The 17,565-nt window shown below is 66.3% G+C and carries 17 protein-coding genes; 13 read left to right on the top strand and 4 right to left on the bottom strand.

Annotation, left to right across the window (positions count from 1 at the left end):
• Positions 1-101: 101 nt before the first annotated feature.
• Positions 102-2,909, bottom strand: coding sequence for a TonB-dependent receptor (locus QQA13_RS15785; RefSeq protein ID WP_108470236.1), 2,808 nt, complete (start codon positions 2,907-2,909; stop codon positions 102-104).
• Positions 2,910-3,077: 168 nt separating this feature from the next.
• Positions 3,078-4,085: a LacI family DNA-binding transcriptional regulator gene (locus QQA13_RS15780; protein WP_108470237.1), complete on the bottom strand. Its 1,008-nt coding sequence runs from the start codon at positions 4,083-4,085 to the stop codon at positions 3,078-3,080.
• Positions 4,086-4,480: 395 nt separating this feature from the next.
• Here QQA13_RS15780 and QQA13_RS15775 point away from each other — a divergent pair, with 395 nt between their 5' ends.
• Together QQA13_RS15775 and rsmG are read left to right on the top strand one after the other, a co-directional pair.
• Positions 4,481-4,930, top strand: a complete 450-nt coding sequence (locus QQA13_RS15775) for an SPFH domain-containing protein (RefSeq protein ID WP_108470238.1) — start codon at positions 4,481-4,483, stop codon at positions 4,928-4,930.
• A 151-nt stretch (positions 4,931-5,081) separates the two neighbouring features.
• Positions 5,082-5,714 (top strand): 16S rRNA (guanine(527)-N(7))-methyltransferase RsmG, encoded by a 633-nt coding sequence (gene rsmG, locus QQA13_RS15770; RefSeq protein WP_108470239.1) that lies wholly within the window; start codon positions 5,082-5,084, stop codon positions 5,712-5,714.
• Positions 5,715-5,863: 149 nt separating this feature from the next.
• On the opposite strand, the gene QQA13_RS15765 is transcribed toward rsmG, so the two are convergent.
• Entirely contained in the window at positions 5,864-7,219 is a 1,356-nt protein-coding gene (locus QQA13_RS15765; RefSeq protein ID WP_108470240.1) for a GH1 family beta-glucosidase, read from the bottom strand.
• 130 nt (positions 7,220-7,349) lie between these two features.
• Here QQA13_RS15765 and QQA13_RS15760 point away from each other — a divergent pair, with 130 nt between their 5' ends.
• The 11 genes from QQA13_RS15760 to QQA13_RS15710 all read left to right on the top strand — a co-directional run bounded on the left by QQA13_RS15760 (position 7,350) and on the right by QQA13_RS15710 (position 17,009).
• The gene (locus QQA13_RS15760; RefSeq protein WP_108470241.1) at positions 7,350-8,438 is read left to right on the top strand and encodes an ABC transporter ATP-binding protein; all 1,089 of its coding nucleotides are present in this window, start codon (positions 7,350-7,352) and stop codon (positions 8,436-8,438) included.
• Between the two features lie 76 nt (positions 8,439-8,514).
• A complete protein-coding gene (locus tag QQA13_RS15755; protein WP_108470242.1) occupies positions 8,515-9,381 on the top strand; it encodes a ParA family protein in 867 nt (288 codons plus the stop codon).
• 3 nt (positions 9,382-9,384) lie between these two features.
• Positions 9,385-10,251, top strand: a complete 867-nt coding sequence (locus QQA13_RS15750) for a ParB/RepB/Spo0J family partition protein (RefSeq protein WP_199909784.1) — start codon at positions 9,385-9,387, stop codon at positions 10,249-10,251.
• 14 nt (positions 10,252-10,265) lie between these two features.
• The gene (locus QQA13_RS15745) at positions 10,266-10,811 is read left to right on the top strand and encodes a sigma-70 family RNA polymerase sigma factor (RefSeq protein WP_108470244.1); all 546 of its coding nucleotides are present in this window, start codon (positions 10,266-10,268) and stop codon (positions 10,809-10,811) included.
• Entirely contained in the window at positions 10,798-11,565 is a 768-nt protein-coding gene (locus QQA13_RS15740; protein WP_159082133.1) for a DUF3379 family protein, read from the top strand. Before QQA13_RS15745 ends, QQA13_RS15740 begins: the two co-directional genes overlap by 14 nt.
• A 303-nt stretch (positions 11,566-11,868) precedes the next feature.
• Complete coding sequence (locus tag QQA13_RS15735; protein ID WP_108470246.1) at positions 11,869-13,707, top strand: tetratricopeptide repeat protein; 1,839 nt, start codon at positions 11,869-11,871, stop codon at positions 13,705-13,707.
• A gap of 84 nt (positions 13,708-13,791) precedes the next feature.
• On the top strand, positions 13,792-14,319 hold the full coding sequence (locus QQA13_RS15730) for a DUF6090 family protein (protein ID WP_159082134.1): 528 nt from the start codon (positions 13,792-13,794) through the stop codon (positions 14,317-14,319).
• The gene (locus QQA13_RS15725) at positions 14,276-15,349 is read left to right on the top strand and encodes a tetratricopeptide repeat protein (RefSeq protein WP_159082135.1); all 1,074 of its coding nucleotides are present in this window, start codon (positions 14,276-14,278) and stop codon (positions 15,347-15,349) included. Before QQA13_RS15730 ends, QQA13_RS15725 begins: the two co-directional genes overlap by 44 nt.
• Positions 15,342-16,319, top strand: a complete 978-nt coding sequence (locus QQA13_RS15720; RefSeq protein ID WP_108470248.1) for a hypothetical protein — start codon at positions 15,342-15,344, stop codon at positions 16,317-16,319. Before QQA13_RS15725 ends, QQA13_RS15720 begins: the two co-directional genes overlap by 8 nt.
• 8 nt (positions 16,320-16,327) lie before the next feature.
• Complete coding sequence (locus tag QQA13_RS15715) at positions 16,328-16,714, top strand: hypothetical protein (protein WP_108470249.1); 387 nt, start codon at positions 16,328-16,330, stop codon at positions 16,712-16,714.
• Positions 16,698-17,009, top strand: coding sequence for a hypothetical protein (locus tag QQA13_RS15710; protein WP_108470250.1), 312 nt, complete (start codon positions 16,698-16,700; stop codon positions 17,007-17,009). Before QQA13_RS15715 ends, QQA13_RS15710 begins: the two co-directional genes overlap by 17 nt.
• A gap of 50 nt (positions 17,010-17,059) precedes the next feature.
• Here QQA13_RS15710 and QQA13_RS15705 read toward each other — a convergent pair whose 3' ends face one another.
• Positions 17,060-17,551: a DoxX family protein gene (locus tag QQA13_RS15705; protein WP_108470251.1), complete on the bottom strand. Its 492-nt coding sequence runs from the start codon at positions 17,549-17,551 to the stop codon at positions 17,060-17,062.
• Positions 17,552-17,565 lie beyond the last annotated feature (14 nt).

The raw sequence follows: 17,565 nt of genomic DNA, 5'->3' as shown, positions 1-17,565 counted from the left end.
CGAATCCGTGCCTGCGCACGGATTCACGGAGGCCATGCAGACGTCCGCCCGCAGTCTGCGGGCGGACGGGTGAAGCGGCGGTACCAGCTGCCGCAGGTGGGTCAGAACGTGTAGCGCGCGCCGATCTGGAAGCGGCGGGTCTGGTTCGGGTCGGCGCTGGTGGCGCGGCCGAAGTCGGGGTTCGGGCTGGTCGTGCCCCAGTTGTACTGGTTGTTGATGTAGCCGTTGTCGACGTCGCGGTTGAACACGTTCATCACGTCGAAGCGCAGCTCCAGCGCCTGGCTCTCGCCCCAGCGGAAATCCTTGGCGATCGACAGGTCGAGGTTGAGGTACTTCTGCCCGTACTTGCCGTTGTGGAAGAAGATGCAGTTGTAATCGCAGCCCGGCACGTTGGCGAAGTAGTCGTAGGGCAGGCCGGAGCCGTAGGTGAAGATGCCGGTCAGGCGGGTGTCCCACGGCCCGCGCACGATGCCGTTCAGCACCAGGTGCTGCTTCTCGCCGACGTGGTCGGCGGGATAGCCGGCCGGATCGACGTAGTCGAGCGAGTAGTTGTCGTTGCCTTGCTGGCGCGCGCGCTGGTAGGTGTAGGCCAGCCCCACGCCCCAGCCGGAGGCCTCGGTGTACGGCTTGTCGATGCTGATCAGCACGCTGCTGGACTGGGTCTTCTTGTCGGTGTTGTGCAGCACCACGCCGTATGGGCTGCCCGGCATCTGGTTCAGCACGAAGCCCGGTTCCGGCAGGCGGTTCCACACCCAGGTGAACTGGTCGTAGCCGAGCACGCGGGCCAGCGTCAGCGAGGCGGTCCAGTCACCCAGCACCTGGCGCACGCCGAGGCTGAACTGGTCGGTGTGCGGCGGCCGGGTGTTGTTGTTGATCACGTCGATCTCGGAGCTGAAGCCGGCCGCGCCGGACGCCAGCAAGGTGTTGAGGCCGGCTGGCGTGAGGTAGCTCGGGTTCCACGCGATGGTGCCGGGGGTGACGCCGCCGGGACTGAACAGGAAGGTGTAGTTGGGCACCAGCGAGTGCAGTTCCTCCTGGCTGATCCAGTCGAACGGCGTGCGGTCGTAGTAGCGGCCGGCCCCGCCGAAGATCGTGGTGCTCTGGTCGCCGTTCTTGCTGACGTCCAGCGAGAAGCCCAGCCGCGGCTGGATCGCACCCTTGTAGGCCTTGCGGTCGCCGGTGCTGATGTAGTTCTGCAGGCCCAGGTATTGCAGCGTGGGGATCTGCACCGCCGGCGTCACGTAGTCCTTGTTCAGCGCATTGGTCTCGTAATCCCAGCGCAGGCCCAGGTTCAGCTGCAGGCGTTCGGTGATGTCCCAGTCGTCCTGCACGTACAGGCCGAGCTGGTTGGTATGCAGGTTGGCGCTGGCGCCGGTGGGCGAGTACACCGCCTTGTACGGCGAATTGAAGCCGCCGGGGAAGGCGGCGCCCTCCTGGAAGTAGTAGGTGGGCACGGTGGCGCTGTTCTGCTCCAGCGTGATGCCGTAGGCGGCGTACTTCACGCCAGCCTTGATGGTGTGCTTGTCCAGGCCGAACCAGGTGAAGTCGTCGCGCAGGGTGCGCTGGTCCTGGCCCTTGTCCTGCAGGTCGCTGCCGCTGCCGATCACCGCGATGCCGGGGTCGTAGATGCTGCGCACCGAGCCGGATTCGGCCGAGGTCGGGTGCCACTTCGCGGTGCCGGCATCGAGCAGCAGGTCGTTGGTCCAGCTGTCGCCGCGCGACTGCCATTTCACCAGCAGGTCGTCGACGTTGTTCTTGCGGTTGCTGCGCGCGCTGTAGGTGGTGTTGCCGCCGAAGCCGAGCTGTTCGCTGTCGCGGCGGGTGGTCAGGCTGAGGTCGACGTTGTTGTTGTGGTTCGGCTGCCAGCTCAACTTGCCGAAGAAGGTCTTTTCGTTGAACGGTGCGGAGAAGGTGCCGTTGTACTGGGCAAAGCGCGGGTCGTTGATCTGCACCGTGTTGTTGGCGGTGTCCTTGCGTTCCTCGTAGTTGATGAAGAACTGCGCCACGTCCTTGATGATCGGGCCGCCCAGGGTGAAGCCGCGCTGCTCGCGCTTGTAGTCGGGTTTCTTGACGTGGTTTTTCTTGTCGAACGAGTTCTGCGCGATCATCCCCTGGTTCTGGTAGTAGTCGTACAGCGAGCCGTGGAACTCGTTGGTGCCCGACTTGGTGACCGCGGTGATGATCGCGGTGCCGGCCTGCTCGTACTCGGCCTTGTAGTTGTTGGTCAGCACGCGGAATTCCTGCACCGCCTCCTGCGAGAACGGGTTGCCGCGGGTCGAGTCCTGGCCGGCGATGCCGCCCTTGAGCACGTTGTTCTTCAGGCTGGCTCCGTCGATGAAAACGTTTACATTCTCGGCCGACTGACCACCGGAGGAAAAGGTTTTCTGGGTGGGGTCGCGCGAGGTGACCACGCCCGGCACCAGCTTGGCGAAATCGAGGAAGTTGCGCTCGTTCTGCGGCAGCGTCTGGATCTGCTTCTGGGTGACGTTGGTGGCCACTTCCGAGGTGCGCGTCTCCACCAGCGTGGCGGCATTCACCGTGACGCCCTGCAAGTTGGTGGCGTTGACGTTGCTGGGCGCGGCGCTGGCGTCGAGGTTCAGGTTCAGCGACTGGCCGACCTGCACGGTGACGGTCTGGCTGGCCCCGCCGGAGCGGATGGTGTAGCTGCCCGGCGCCAGTCCGGCCAGGGTGTAGTTGCCGTCGGCGTTGACCTTCGCCTTGCTGACGAAGCCGGTGGCGACATTGGTGGCGACGACCTCGGTGGGTACCTGCCCCTGCGCGGCGCTGACGTGCCCGCGCAGGATCGCCGTGCTGGTCTGGGCCTGCACGCCCGGCAGTGCGAGCGTACTGACCAGCAGGCCGGCGAGGGCCAGTGAGATATGCCTGGGTAACGTGCGTTGATTGGCCATGAGCTGATCCTCTCCCGTAGGTCGGTGCAAGTAGTTCGGACTTTTCTGCTGTCACGTTGCTGGGTGTTGCCCGTGGAGGGATCCCCTCGATCCTTCCGCGTCAGCCGCCCGCTGTCCCGGGGGCGGTTCAGTCCGACGCGATCCCGCATCGGCAAGCTGTCTGCGCCGCTAGGCGATCGGCGCTCCGCTGGACGCGCGCACGACCAGTTCGGCACCGACGTGGCGGCGGGTGCCGGCCGGCACGCTGCCGGGGTTGTCGATCTGCTCGCCCAGCAGCTCCATCGCCTGGCCACCGAGTTCGGCGATGTGCACCTGGATCGTGGTCAGCGGCGGCGTTACATAGCGCGCCATCGGCACGTCGTCGAAGCCGCTGACGGCGATCTCCTCCGGCACGCAGATCCCGGCGTCGCGCAGCGCCGCCATGCAGCCGATCGCCATCATGTCGTTGGCGGCGAACACGGCGTCCGGCCGTGGTCGCATCGCCAGTACCTGCTGGCCGGCGCGGTAACCGGATTCCTCGCTGAAATCGCCGCACAGGGTGATGGCCGTGCTGCCCGGCGCACGGCTGGCCAGCGCCTCGTGGTAGCCGCGTTCGCGCTCGCCGGCGTCGCGGTTGCCGGGCGGCCCCTGGATGAAGGCGATGCACCGGTGGCCCAGCGACAGCAGGTGTTCGACCATCAGCCGGGCGCCGCCGTCGTTGTCTACCGACAACGCGCAGTAGCCGGTGCCGGCCAGCCGGGTGTTCATCAGCACGGTGGGCAGATCCTGCGGCAGGTTCTGCCGCAGGAAGTCGGCATCGGCGTGCGGTGACATCAGCAACAGCCCATCGACCCGGCCCTGCATGGCGCGCAGGGCGGCGGCGGCGGCATCGGCGTCGTCGTGCGAACTGGAAACCAGCAAATGGAGGCCGCGTGCCCGCGCGGCCAGGTCGATGCCACGGATCAGCTCGGAGAAAAACTCGCCGTACAAGTCCGGCAGCAGTGCACCGACCGTGTTGGTGCGGCGGGTGATCAGCATGCGCGCCGCGGCATGCGGCACGTAGTGCAGGCGCCGCGCAGCCTCATGGATGCGCTGGCTGGTCGCCGCGGTCACCCCGCGGCCACCATTCAGCGCACGCGACACCGAGGCCACGGATACCTTGGCCTCGCGCGCCACGTCTTTGATGGTTGCCGACATGTCGGGGTGTCCTGGTGGGGCCAAAACCGCACTGCTGCGCCAACGTAAACGTTTTCATGGCGCGTTGTAAAGTGCTTGTGAAACCAAAATTTCATGCCGCGCCGCAGCAGCCTTTGGGCGCTCACAGGGGATAGATCGTCGATGCTGGCGGCAACGGCCCGCACAGAGCTTGCTACGGCGTCGCAGCAGCCGGCTCGTTGGCATGATTCAAGCTTGCCATTCGCATGGATCTTCCGGTTCTGTGACTGGCGTCGCCAATAAGCGGGCAGGCGCCTGTTGTTAAAGATTCGATTTTGCCGTTAAATGAAGGTTAATCTTCGTAGCTTCAGTCGGCTGTATCCTAAAGCTCCGAGCGTTTTGAAGAAACTGAAGGCAAGATACTGATTTCTCAGGCCATGATGACTTTGCTGACCTTGTTGCTCGTGATCCCCGCCGCACTGCTTGCCAGTGCGGTCAGGCGCGTGCCGGCCGGCCAGGTCTACAGCCTGTATCGCCACGGCCGACTGCTGCGCGTGCTGCAGGCGGGCACGCACCTGGTGCTGCCGCTGCTGGATCGGGTCGGGCACAAGATCAACCTGGCCGGCCAGACCCTGCGTTTCGAGGAGCCGCTGGCCGATGCGCACGACGTGCGCGGCACGGTGTACTGGCAGGTGCTGGAGCCGGAACGCGCCGACGCGGTGTTCGAGCAGGTCGACCAGCTGATCCGCCGCGGCGCGCAGGAAGCGCTGCGCAGCGAGCCGGTGGCCGATCACCGCGACCTCGGCGCGAAAGTAAAGCAGTCCCTGAACAGCGCGCTGCGCGAGCGCGGCATGATGGTGACCCGGGTCGAGCTCGACGTGGCCTGACCACGGCATTGCGCCAGGGCGCCCGAGAGCGCCCGCGCCGCAGGGGATTTGCAAGCCTTCGACCCGCCTCGGCGGGTCTTTCTTTGGGCGGGATTGGCAATGCCGCCGCGGGCCGCGGATACTTTGCGCCCCCACGCCCACGAGTGACCCGATGACCACGCGCGACGCCTTGCGGACCCAACTCGAACAGGGCATCGCCGCGCTGGGCCTGTCGCTGCCGGCCGACGCGGTGCCGCGACTGCTCGACTACCAGGCCCTGCTCGAACGCTGGAACGCGGCCTACAACCTCACCGCCGTGCGCGACCCGGCGGAGATGGTCACCCGCCACCTGCTCGATTCGCTGGCGATCCTGCCCTACGTGCAGGGCGCCACCCTGGCCGACCTGGGCACCGGCCCCGGCCTGCCCGGCATCGTGCTGGCGATCGCCGCGCCGGGCCGGCAGATCCTGCTGGTCGATTCCAACGGCAAGAAGGTGCGCTTCCTGCGCGAGGCGATCCGCGCGCTGAAGCTGGAGGGCGTGCGCGCGCTGCAGTCGCGGGTGGAAGACGTCGAGGGCCGGTACGACTGCGTCACCGCGCGCGCGTTCGCCAGCCTCGCCGACATGCTCGGCTGGGGCGGCCACCTGCTGGCGCCGGACGGGATCTGGCTGGCGATGAAGGGCAAGCGGCCGGACGAGGAACTGCCGGGGATTCCGGCCGGTTTCGCGCTGCGCGGCACGCATGAATTGACGGTGCCGGGGCTGCCGGCCGAACGCCACCTGCTGGTGCTCGGCCGCGCCGTGTGAACGGTGTTCCTTCCCCCCGTTTGGGGGGGGAAGGTGCCGAAGGCGGAAGGGAGATGCGGCGTAGCCGCGCTTTAAGAAGCGAAAAGCAGGAGCACCCCATCGGCCCTCCGGGCAGCTTCCCCTGCATGGCAGGGGAAGCGGGAGCGGATTCAGTCGTCCAGCACGGCGCCGTTGCTTGCGATCACCTGCGCGTACAGCTTCGCGCTGGCCTTGGCTGTGCGCTGCTGGGTGGCGAAATCGACGTGGTACAGGCCGAAGCGCCGGGAGAAGCCCAGCGACCACTCCAGGTTGTCCAGCAGCGACCAGGCGTAATAGCCCTTCAGGTTGACGCCAGCCTCGATCGCCTTGTGCATGGCCTTGAGGTGCTTGCGCAGGTAGTTCATGCGCAGCGGATCGTCGAGTACGCCGTTCTCGGCCACCGGCGGGTCGTAGAACGCCGAACCATTCTCGGTGATGTACAGCGGGATGTCGCCGTAGCGCTGCTTGAACCAGCTCAGCGTGTCGGTCAGGCCCTGCTCGAACACTTCCCAGCCGGTCTCGGTGTAGGTCCTGTTCGGCTGGCGTACCGGCGCGGCCTGTAGCGGGTACTGGTTCGGGTCGTGCCTCACCACGGCGCGGGTGTAGTAGTTGATGCCGACGAAGTCGACGGGCTGCTTCGTCAGTTTGAAATCGTCTTGCGGGAAATCCGGCCACGCGTCATCGAAGATCTCCTTCAGCTCCGGCGGGTAGCTGCCCAGCAGCGCCGGGTCGGCGAACTGCTGGTTCATGTAGGCGTGCGCGCGGGCCGTGGCGGCGAGATCCTCGGCGCGGTCCGAGTGCGGGTACTTCGGCTCGATGTTGAACACCACGCCGATCTCGTGTTTTCCATGTGCGCGATACGCCTGGATGCCCGCGCCGCTGGCGCGCATCAGGTTGTGCGCGGCGATCGGCGCCTCGTACTTGTTGCGATGGCCCGGCGCCAGCGCGCCGTGCAGGTAGCCGCCGTCGGTGACCACCCAGGGTTCGTTGAGCGTGGACCAGCGTGGCACGCGGTCGTCCAGCGCCTTGAACATCACCTCGGCGTACTCGGCAAACCAGTGCGCGCTGTCGCGGTTGAGCCAGCCGCCGCGGTCGTCCAGCGCCGCCGGCAGGTCCCAGTGGAACAGCGTGGCGTTCGGCGCGATGCCGTTTTCCAGCAATTGATCCACCAGCCGCGAATAGAAATCCAGCCCCTTCGGATTGACCCGGCCGGTGCCTTCGGGCAGCACGCGCGCCCAGTTGATGCTGAAGCGGTAGCCCTTGAGGCCCAGCGCCTTCATCAGCTGCACGTCACCCTGGTAGCGGCGGTAGTGGTCGCAGGCGACATCGCCGGTGTCGCCGTTGGCCATCATCCCCGGCGTGTGCGCGAAGCGCTGCCAGATGCTGGGGCCGGCGCCGTCGGCCAGCGGCGAACCCTCGATCTGGTAGGCGGAAGTGGCGGCGCCCCAGTGGAAGCCGTCGGGGAAGCGGAAGCCGGGGGGCGTCATGGACGTTCCTTCGATCGAAAAGCTTGATGTAAACGATTACATCGGCAGAATAGCCCAATGCCCCGCGGAAGTGCAGGCCAGCGCATGCTGCGCGGGACGGCCGTCGTGGCCAACCGCACCGGAGATGCCGATGGCCGCCGTACGTCTGGATCAGCTGCGCAAGGTCTACCCGAACGGCCACGTCGGCGTGGCTGACGCCAGCTTCGAGATTGCCGACGGCGAGCTGCTGGTGCTGGTGGGGCCGTCCGGCTGCGGCAAGACCACCCTGCTGCGCATGATCGCCGGGCTGGAGTCGATCAGCGGCGGCACGCTGAGCATCGATGGCCGTGTGGTCAATGATGTTGCGCCGAAGGACCGCGACATCGCGATGGTGTTCCAGAACTACGCGCTGTACCCGCACATGACGGTGGCCGAGAACCTCGGCTTCGGCCTGAAGCTGCGCGGGCACAAACGGGCCGAGATCGACCGCCGCGTGGCGGCGGCGGCGAAGACGCTGGAGCTGGAAGCGCGGCTGGCGTCGCGTCCGGCCGCACTGTCCGGCGGCCAGCGCCAGCGCGTGGCGCTGGGCCGGGCGCTGGTGCGCGAGCCCAAGGTGTTCCTGCTGGACGAACCGCTGTCCAACCTGGACGCCAAGCTGCGCCTGTCGATGCGGGTGGAGATCGCGCGGCTGCACCGCCAGCTCGGCGCCACCATGGTCTACGTCACCCACGACCAGATCGAGGCGATGACCCTGGGCCAGCGCATCGTGGTGCTGGACGGAGGGGTGATCCAGCAGATCGACACGCCGATGAACCTATATGACAAGCCGGCCAACCTGTTCGTGGCCGGCTTCGTCGGTAGCCCGGCGATGAACCAGCTGCACGGCACGCTCAGGCTGGCCGATGGCTGGCAGCTGGCCACCGCGCACGGCGACATCGCGCTGGGTGAGCCCGCGCAGGCGGCGGCCTGGCAGCTGTGGCGCGACCGCGAGGTGGTGCTGGGCATCCGCCCGGAGGACCTGCAGCCGCAGGATGCCGCCGCCGCGCTCAGCGCACAGCTGGAAGTCATCGAGTCGGTCGGCAACGAAATCTTCCTGAACCTGCGCTACGGCGACCAGGCGCTGGTTTCGCGGGTGGCGCCGCGGGCCCTGCCCGCACCGGGCGCGACGTTGGCACTGGGTCTGGCGGCCGAGCGGCTGCACCTGTTCGATGCCGCCAGCGGCAACCGGATCGGCGCCTGAGCCCGGCCTGGCAGGCAGGCAAGGTTGCGCGGCAATGCTAATCTAGCCGTCCTTCGCGAACCGTAGCTATCCATCCATGGCCCGCATCATCGCTGTCGCCAACCAGAAGGGCGGCGTCGGCAAGACCACCACTGCCGTCAATCTCGCCGCTGCGCTGGCCGCCGCGAAGCGCAAGGTATTGCTGGTCGACCTGGACCCGCAGGGCAACGCCACCATGGCCTCGGGCGTCAACAAGCGCGACATCAAGGCGAGCGGCTGCGAGGTGCTGCTGGAAGAGGTGGAGACCGCTGCGGCGATCGTGCCCACCGACGCGCACTACGACCTGCTGCCGGGCAACGGCGACCTCACCGCGGCCGAGCTGAAGCTGATGGACGCACTGGCGCGCGAGCATCGGCTGAAGGAAGTGCTGGCCAAGGTTTCGGCCAGTTACCACACCATCCTGATCGACTGCCCGCCGTCGCTGAACCTGCTCACGCTGAACGCGCTGACCGCCGCCGATGGCGTGCTGATTCCGGTGCAGTGCGAATACTTCGCGCTGGAAGGCCTGTCCAGCCTGCTGGAGACCGTCAAGGCGGTGCGCCACCGACTCAACCCGACGCTGGAGATCGAGGGCCTGCTGCGCACCATGTACGACGTGCGCAACAACCTCGGCAACGAAGTCTCCGCTCAGCTCACCCAGCATTTCGGCGACAAGGTGCTGCGCTCGATCATCCCGCGCAACGTGCGCCTGGCCGAGGCGCCCAGCCACGGCCAGCCGATCCATCTGTACGATCGCAGCTCGCGCGGCGCGATCGCCTATATCGGCCTGGCCGGCGAGGTGATCCGGCGCGAGCGCGGGCTGCCGCGCAGCGCGGCGCCCGATCCGGTCGACGACATCGAACCGCCCGTGCACGGCGACAGCGGCCCGACGCTCAAGGCGCCGGCCGCCAACCATCAGGAATAAGGCATGGCAGCTGCGAAAAAACGTGGATTGGGCCGCGGGCTCGACGCCCTGCTCGGCGGCGACGGCGATGCCGCGCCGTCGGTGCTGACCCAGGAAGGCGAGCTGCGCGTGCTGCCGATCCAGCAGATCCAGCCCGGCAAGTACCAGCCGCGGCGGCACTGGAACGACGAGGCGCTGGACGAACTGGCCGCCTCGATCAAGGCGCAGGGTCTGATCCAGCCGGTGGTGGTGCGCGAGATCGGCAAGAACAGCTACGAGCTGATCGCCGGCGAACGCCGCTGGCGGGCGGCGCAGCGCGCCCAGCTGGGCGAACTGCCGGCGCTGGTGAAGGCGGTGCCGGAGGCCGCGGTGCCGGCGATGGCGCTGATCGAGAACATCCAGCGCCAGGACCTCACCCCGCTGGAAGAAGCCGACGCGCTGAAGCGGCTGATCGACGACTTCGACCTCACCCACCAGCAGGCCGCCGACGCGGTGGGCCGTTCGCGTGCCTCGGTGTCGAACATGCTGCGGCTCACCGAGATGCCGGAGTCGATCAAGCGCCTGCTCGACGACGGCAAGCTGGAAATGGGCCACGCCCGTTGCCTGCTGACCCTGGAAGAATCCATCGCCGTGCCGCTGGCGCGCCAGGCCTCGACCCTGGGCTGGTCGGTGCGCGAGCTGGAAGAAGCCGCGCGCCGCGCGCAGACCGCGCCGAAAGGCAAGGCGAAGAGCGCGCCGCGCGATCCGAACATCAGCGCGCTGGAGCGCGAACTGGCCGAACGCTTCGCCACCCGCGTCGAGCTGGCGCAGGGCCGTGGCGGCCACGGCAAGCTGGTGATCCACTACCACAGCAACGACGAGCTGGAAGGCATCCTCGGCAAGATGCGTTGACCACGGGTTGAAAGATGAAGCGCCTCGGGCCGGTCTCCTGGGTGGTGAATTCCCGACAACGTCAATTCGAGGCGCTGACCCGCGCGCACGCCGGCGACCTGTACCGTTTCGCCTACTGGCTGTGCGGGCAGGACGCGCTGGCCCAGGATCTGGTGCAGGAGACCCTGCTGCGCGCGTGGAAAAGCCTCGACGCGCTGCGCGAGGCCGAGTCCGCCAAGCCGTGGCTGCTGACCATCCTGCGCCGCGAACACGCACGTCTGTACGAGCGCAAGCCGATGGATACCGTCGAGCTGGACGACAATCTCGCCGAAGACGCTGCGTGGGCCAACCCCGAACGCCACGGCGCCGCCGCCGAACTGCGTGAAGCCATGTCGAAACTGCCGCACAAATACCGCGAACCACTGCTGCTGCAGGTACTGGGCGGCATGAGCTGCGACGAGATCGCCGCCGAGCTGGGCCAGCAGCCCGGCGCGGTGATGACCCAGTTGTTCCGCGCGCGGCAGAAGCTGAAATCCATCCTGCAGGGCGGGCATGCGGAGGTGCAGCATGGACTGTCTTGAGTTCCGCCGCCGCCTCGGCGCCGAGCCACATGTGCGCGATCCCGAAGGTCTCGCGCACCGCGACGACTGCGCCGCGTGCAGGGCCGCGTGGGAGCGTGCGCAATCTTTCGAGCATGCGCTGCAGGGCGCGCTGGACGTGCCGGTGCCCGAAGGCCTCGCCGAGCGCGTATTGCTTGCCCAGGCCACCGGCCAGCGCCAGCACGCCGTGCGTCGGCACCGCGTCGCGTTGGCGCTGGCCGCCTCACTGCTGCTCGCGCTCGGCGTCGGTGGCTACGGCTGGCGGCAGCTGGATGCGCACTCGCTGCCCGCGCTGGCGGTGGCGCACATGCCGGGCGAGATCCACTCGCTCGACCTCGTCCAGCCGATCGCCGCACCGGCCATCGCCGCCGGCTTCGCCGATCGCGGCGTCAGCCTGCACGGCCCTGCCCCCGCCGACGTCACCTACGTGCACGACTGCCCGGTCGGCCCGTACAAGACCGTGCACCTGGTCAGCCGCGTCGACGGCACGCCAGTCGCCGTGCTGTACCTGCCGCACAAGCAGGTGGCGAAGGCCAGCGACTTCCATCGCGGCAGTTGGCACGGCCGCATCGTGCCACTGCAACACGGCACCCTGGTGATGCTCACCGATCGTGGTGGCGCGCCGCATTTCGATGCGGTGGCGCAAGGGTGGCGGATGGCGATTGATGGGGTGGGTGGGGCGCAGATTGCGGGAAGCGGCGCGGTGGACGGGGAGCCGGGGCGGTTGGCGCCTTGAGGGCCGATCAACGCTGTGAAATACGCCGAACCCCGAGATGCGTGAGGTCGGATCACGCCGGTCATCCTCGTCGAATGCATGTTGGCCGTCGTGGGAGCGATGCGCCGCATTGGAAGTGGCCGTTATCGACCCGTTGCGGTCATCCGCCACCCCGGTGAGCGGCCGTTGACCGGGCGAAAGCGGACGATCAGGGGACAAAGAGCGCGTCAGGTGTAGCTATGCCGTACCTGAATTCCCGCACGTGCTCGTTTACACTCGCGCCCGTGGGGGCCGGTCTGTCGCCGGCGGGGACTTCGTGTTGCCGTGGCCGTGCGTCCATCCTTCTTCGCGGAACTGAAGCGCCGCAACGTGCTGCGCGCAGGCGTGCTTTACGCGGGCACGGTGTGGGCGTTCGGACAGGGGCTGTCGCAATTCAGCCCGGCGGTCGGGTTGCCGGATTGGGCGACGCGATGGTTCCTGATCGCCGCGGCGACCGGCTTTCCCTTCTGGATCGCGTTCGCGTGGTTCTACGAATTCACTCCGCAAGGTCTGAAACGCGAAAGCGAGATCGCATCGGACGATTCGATCGCACGCTCCACCGGCCGCAGGCTGGACAAGTGGATCATCGCGGTGCTGGTGGTGGCGGTGGTGTTGTTGCTCACCAATACTTTCGTCTGGCGCAAGGGTGCGGGATTGGCGAGCGATTCCGCGCTCGCAAGCGCTCCCGCCAAGTCCATTGCGGTGCTGCCGTTCGAAGATCTCAGTCCCGGGCACGACCATGGCTATTTCTCGGCCGGCATGGCCGAGGAACTGCTGAATGCGCTGGCGCGCGTGCAGGATCTGAAAGTTGCCGGTCGCGCGTCCTCTTTCTACTACGGCAGCCGAAACGCCGACCTGCGCACGATCGGCAAAGCGCTGGATGTGAGCAATGTGCTGGAAGGTTCGGTGCGCAGCCAGGGCGATGAGGTGCGCATCAGCGTGCAACTGGTCCGCACCCATGATGGTTTCGAGGTATGGTCGCAAAGCTACGACGGTGACATGCGCAATATCTTCGGCGTGCAGGAGCGCATCGCGCGCGCGATCACCGATCACCTGAAGATCGTCCTGACTGGCAGCGAGCAGGCAAGACTGGTGCCGGTAGCGACCACCAGCGCCGAAGCCTATGCGGATTTCGTGACTGCGCAGGAACTGGTCAACCGACGCACTGGTGACAGCTTGCCGCGCGCTATTGGGTTGCTGCAGAAAGCCACCACGCTCGACCCGAATTTTGCGCGCGCCTGGTCCAAGCTCGCGGTCGCCTACGCGGTGCTGTCGCAATACACGGGGAACGATTGGAAAGCGAGCTGGCGAGCGTCCGATGACGCTGCACATCATGCGCTCGCGCTTGATCCGAGCGCGGCAGAAGCCTACGCCGCGCTCAGTTACAACCAGTTTTCGCAACGACATTACCTGGCGATGGTGGAGCCCATGCAACGCGCGCTGACATTGGCGCCCGACAATTCCGCGGTGAATTACTGGGCGTCCAACGAGCTGGCGGCGATGGGTCGAACCCGTGATGCCGAGGTGCGGATCGACGTCGCCCTCGCCAACGATCCGGTCAACCCGCTGCTGCTGTTCTACAAAAGCATGTTGCGTTGGCGCGAAGGCGATCAGGCCGGGGCGCTGGCCTACATCCATCGCGGCGGTGTGGCGGATTCCGCATTCGGCGCGTTGATGCTGGAGTTCTATGCCGCCGCACATGGCGACCTGGCGGGCTCTGCCCGGCAGTTTGCCGATTCGACGAGCCAAATGGGCACAAAGATTCCCGCCGCCGATCTGCAGGCGATCTATCGCGGCACTTATGGCGACGTCGCACGGCACCAAACTGCGCTGAAAATCCTCGATGCGCATCTGGATGACGACTGGACCCCGACGATGCTATTGCAACTGGACGAGCCGAAGCATTCTTTCGATTTGTATGAGCACGGCCACAGCGGCCTGTCCGATGCGTACCTCAATTGGCTGTGGCAGCCGGAACCCTGGTCGCGCAAGGCGCGCCAGGCGCCCGCATTCCAGGGCTTCGCGCAGCGCATCGGAATGGTTGCCTACTGGAAACAATACGGCTGGCCGGATCTGTGCAAACCTGCCCCCGAAAAAGGGTCTGATGGTTTCGTTTGCCAATGAGCGCGCGAACGCCGGCTTTTTGGAACTGGATGAAACGTGACGAGGATGAACATCGCCGCGCCCGATTGTTGAAGGAGCATCACCATGTTGCGCCATGTGATCTCGCATTTGCGTCGCCAGGACTGGATGGCGGTTTTCATCGAGCTGGTCGTGGTCGTCGTCGGCGTGTTCATTGGCGTGCAGGCGTCGAACTGGAACGAGCAGCGCGAGACGGATCAGAAAGCCGCGGTGTTCACTCAGCGGCTGCGCAGCGACCTGCGCGAGGAAGCCTGGAGTTATGAGTACGAGGTCGGATACTTCAACGAGGTACTGGCCAGTGCAAAGCATGCCGCGGACGCCCTCTCCGGCAAAACACCCTTGTCTGACGAGGCGCTGCTGGTCGCCGCCTACCGCGCAACCCAATATCGCTACAACATCCGCCGCCGGGCCACCTACGATGAACTGACCTCGACGGGCGGAATTGGATTGATCCGCGACCCGGCATTGCGCGATCTGGTTCGGCAGCGGCGAGGACGACGTCAGGCAACTTGTCGCGGATGCCCGTGCACAGGCCGAAAAAGCGCTCGCGTTGCAGTCGAACCTGGTCACGGCTTATCTGGCGTTCGGCTATAACGCCTATTGGGGAAGGCAGGATTATCCAGCTGCGCTCAAGGCGTTCGCGGCGGCACTGAAACTGCGCCCCAACGACGCCGAGGCGCTCGCCGCAACGGGTTACGTGTTGCGCCGGCAGGGGCATTTCGACGCCGCCATCAGGGCGATGCAGCAAGCCCTCGTGCTCGATCCGCGCAACTCGACCATTGCCGACAATCTGGCCGAGACCTGCGCGGTTGTCGGTCGCTATGTCGAGGCCGCGCAATACTATCGGCGCGCCCTGGCCCTCGATCCGGACAATTACCAGGCGAGGTCAGATTACTCCAGCCTCATTCTCGTCAGCAGTGGCGACGCGGCGCGTGCCTTGGAAATGGCGCAAGGCGAAGCACCGCAGTTGCAATTGGAACGTGTGCAACTGCTGATGTACCAACGCAAGTATCCCGATGCGCTCTCGGTGCTCGCCGAGATTCCCGATTCTGCTGATGCGTTCAATTACCAGTCCGGCCCCAAGTTGCTATGGCAGGCCAATTTGCATCGGCTGATGGGCGACGATGCGCAGGCCCGTGCGCTGTATGCGCAGGCGCTTTCGAAATCGCGTTCCCGGGTCGCCACGCTCGCCGGCAACGACGACAAGCTGAGCTTTGTCTGGAACCATGTCGCCGTGGCCGAGCTGGGCCTGGGCCGACTGGATGACGCACTGGCCGCAGCGGCCAAATCGCAAACGCTGTCCACCCGGTCCGGCGATCGTTTTTTCGGGATGGGGGTGACGGGGCTCAATGCCGGGACATATGCGCAGGCCGGACGCGCTGATCTCGCGCTGCCGCTGCTTGCCAAGGCGTTCCCCACCCCCCCCGGACTCGGCACCACTTATTCGCCCGCGACGTTGGGGCTCGATCCCGTGTGGGATCCGATCCGTCACGATCCGCGTTTTCAGGTGTTTCTGCAACAGTACGCCGGATACAAACCTGCGTCGGCGGACGCCATCGTGCCGAATGCAGCGGGCCCCGCAACGCCAGCTTCGGCAGCTTCGAACGAGGCCGCGCATGACTGAATTCATCGCCCGCTTGAAAGAACGCAAGCTGGTGCAATGGGCGCTGGCTTACGTCGCGTTCGCGTTCGCGCTGATCCAGGTGCTGGATGTCGTGGCGCAGAGGTTCGGCTGGCCCGACCAGGTCGAGAAGCTGCTGATTCTTGCGCTCGCGGTCGGTTTTTTTGTCGTGCTGGTGCTGGCCTGGTACCACGGTGACCAAGGCCGGCAACGCGCCAGCGGCACGGAATTGCTGCTGGTCGCGCTGGTGCTGGCGGTGGGCGGCGGGTTCTTGTGGAAGTTTGCCGGCGCGCCGCCAAGCCGTGACGTCACGGCGCTTTCGGCAACGCCCGCTGCGCAAGGAGCTCCCGAGTTGGCACCCACTGCGACCGCCGCTGGTAACTCGGTGCCAGCGTCCACCGTGACGGCCATTCCGGCCAAATCCATTGCCGTGCTGCCGCTCGAGAACCTGTCCGACGACAAGGACAACGTGTTCTTCTCCGATGGTCTGTCCGAGGAGATCCTCAACTCGCTGGCGCGCATCGACGGCCTGCGCGTGATCGGGCGTACCTCGTCGTTCCAGTTCAAGGGCAAGGACGTGGATTCGCACACCATCGGCGCGCGGCTGGGCGTGGCCAACCTGCTGGAAGGCAGCGTGCGGCGTGAAGGGGAGCGGGCACGCGTCACCGCGCAGCTGATCCGTGCCTCCGATGGCACCCAGTTGTGGTCGCAGACCTACGACCGCACCGTCAAGGACAGCCTGGCCGTGCAACTGGATATTGCCGAGCAGGTCGCCGGCGTACTCAACGTGGTGCTGGATGACAAACAGCGTGCGCGCATGCGCGCGGCCGGCGTGAAGAACGTGGATGCCTTCATCGCCTACCAGAAGGGCTGGAAGCTCTACATCGAGGCCCACTTCAAAACCGGAATTGACCTCATCGATGGACTACGCCAGGCCAACGTGGAATTCGACAATCCGAGTGCGCGCAACTGAAGCCGCCGTTGGAAGCGGAACTCGCGAAAAATCCCGGCGTGATCGGCAACCTGCAACAGGTCGCCTGGGTGGACGTGTGCCTGGGCCGCAACGAGGAAGCGATTGCCGCGGCGCGTCGCGCGTCGGAAGTCATGTCGGTTGCAAGGGACGCCTACTTCGGCGCATACACCCTTGCGGGGCTCGCCGAGGTCGAGGCGCATGCCGGCGCCAAGGGCGAAGCGCTCGAACTGGTCGGGCAACTGCTGGCGATGCCGGCCGGCGAAGTGATGAGCGTGGCCCGGTTGAAGCTCGATCCGGTCTGGGATCCGCTGCGCGGTGATCCGCGCTTTCAACTACTTCTGAAGAAATATGCCGGCGCGCACCCGATTGCGGCGGCAAATGGAACTTCGCCATGACCGGATTCTTCGCCGCCTCAAACAACGCAAGCTGCTGCAGTGGGCGCTGGCGTATGTCGCGTTCGCGTCCGCGCTGATCCAGGGGCTGGATGTCGTTGCGCATCAGTTCGGCTGGCCGGACGGATTGCAGCGAGGCATCACACTGGCGCTCGTCATCGGATTTTTCGTGGCGATCGTGCTGGCGTGGTACCACGGCGAGCACGGTGCGCAGCGGGCCAACGCTCCCTCCGTGGATGATCCTGGCCGAGTACCGCCGATAAGTCGCCGAAAGTCCTGCTTTGATCTGTCTGCTTGACGGGGAACCTTACGGCACACGCAATCCGCTCGACCTGACCGCCCGGCAGCTTACGAGGAGGCCGTGGCCCCGAGCCGAAACACGCGCTTCACCAACGCATCCAGCGAAAAGCGCCCCGCCCCCAGCGCCAACAAGGCCAGCAACATCAACCCCCAGGCCTTGTGGTCGTTGAAGTCGCTGCCGATCAGTCCATGCCAGAGGCCGTTCGGCCATAGCGCCGGATACGAGACCACGGCGACGATGTTGTAGACGAACAGCACGGCGGCGACCACGCGGGTGCCGAGGCCGAGCGCGAGGAACCACGGCAGCACCAGTTCGGTCCAGGTGGCGAGCGTGGCGGCCAGTGCGGGGGCGAGCAGGGGTACCTGGTATTCGTTGTTGAACAGGTAGGCGGTGTCGCTGGGGTCGTCCCACTTCACCGCGCCGGCGCGCCAGAACGCGAGCGCCACGAACACGCGGAACAGCAGCAGGGCGAGCGGGGTGAGCACGGCGAGTTGGGCGGTGAGGTGCGACCAGCGGGCGATGGCGACGGTGGTGTTCATGCGGGCGATTCCTC

Origin of the sequence: Rhodanobacter thiooxydans (assembly GCF_030291135.1) — a bacterium.
GTDB classification, from domain to species: Bacteria; Pseudomonadota; Gammaproteobacteria; order Xanthomonadales; family Rhodanobacteraceae; genus Rhodanobacter; species Rhodanobacter thiooxydans_A.
This window is presented reverse-complemented; position numbering and strand designations above follow the sequence as displayed.

Excerpts from the sequence above, each read along its gene's own strand:
- QQA13_RS15785 (WP_108470236.1), bottom strand. The coding sequence starts at position 2,909 with ATGGCCAATCAACGCACGTTACCCAGGCATATCTCACTGGCCCTCGCC.
- QQA13_RS15780 (WP_108470237.1), bottom strand. The coding sequence starts at position 4,085 with ATGTCGGCAACCATCAAAGACGTGGCGCGCGAGGCCAAGGTATCCGTG.
- QQA13_RS15775 (WP_108470238.1), top strand. The coding sequence starts at position 4,481 with ATGATGACTTTGCTGACCTTGTTGCTCGTGATCCCCGCCGCACTGCTT.
- rsmG (WP_108470239.1), top strand. The coding sequence starts at position 5,082 with ATGACCACGCGCGACGCCTTGCGGACCCAACTCGAACAGGGCATCGCC.
- QQA13_RS15765 (WP_108470240.1), bottom strand. The coding sequence starts at position 7,219 with ATGACGCCCCCCGGCTTCCGCTTCCCCGACGGCTTCCACTGGGGCGCC.
- QQA13_RS15760 (WP_108470241.1), top strand. The coding sequence starts at position 7,350 with ATGGCCGCCGTACGTCTGGATCAGCTGCGCAAGGTCTACCCGAACGGC.
- QQA13_RS15755 (WP_108470242.1), top strand. The coding sequence starts at position 8,515 with ATGGCCCGCATCATCGCTGTCGCCAACCAGAAGGGCGGCGTCGGCAAG.
- QQA13_RS15750 (WP_199909784.1), top strand. The coding sequence starts at position 9,385 with ATGGCAGCTGCGAAAAAACGTGGATTGGGCCGCGGGCTCGACGCCCTG.
- QQA13_RS15745 (WP_108470244.1), top strand. The coding sequence starts at position 10,266 with ATGAAGCGCCTCGGGCCGGTCTCCTGGGTGGTGAATTCCCGACAACGT.
- QQA13_RS15740 (WP_159082133.1), top strand. The coding sequence starts at position 10,798 with ATGGACTGTCTTGAGTTCCGCCGCCGCCTCGGCGCCGAGCCACATGTG.
- QQA13_RS15730 (WP_159082134.1), top strand. The coding sequence starts at position 13,792 with ATGTTGCGCCATGTGATCTCGCATTTGCGTCGCCAGGACTGGATGGCG.
- QQA13_RS15720 (WP_108470248.1), top strand. The coding sequence starts at position 15,342 with ATGACTGAATTCATCGCCCGCTTGAAAGAACGCAAGCTGGTGCAATGG.
- QQA13_RS15710 (WP_108470250.1), top strand. The coding sequence starts at position 16,698 with ATGGAACTTCGCCATGACCGGATTCTTCGCCGCCTCAAACAACGCAAG.
- QQA13_RS15705 (WP_108470251.1), bottom strand. The coding sequence starts at position 17,551 with ATGAACACCACCGTCGCCATCGCCCGCTGGTCGCACCTCACCGCCCAA.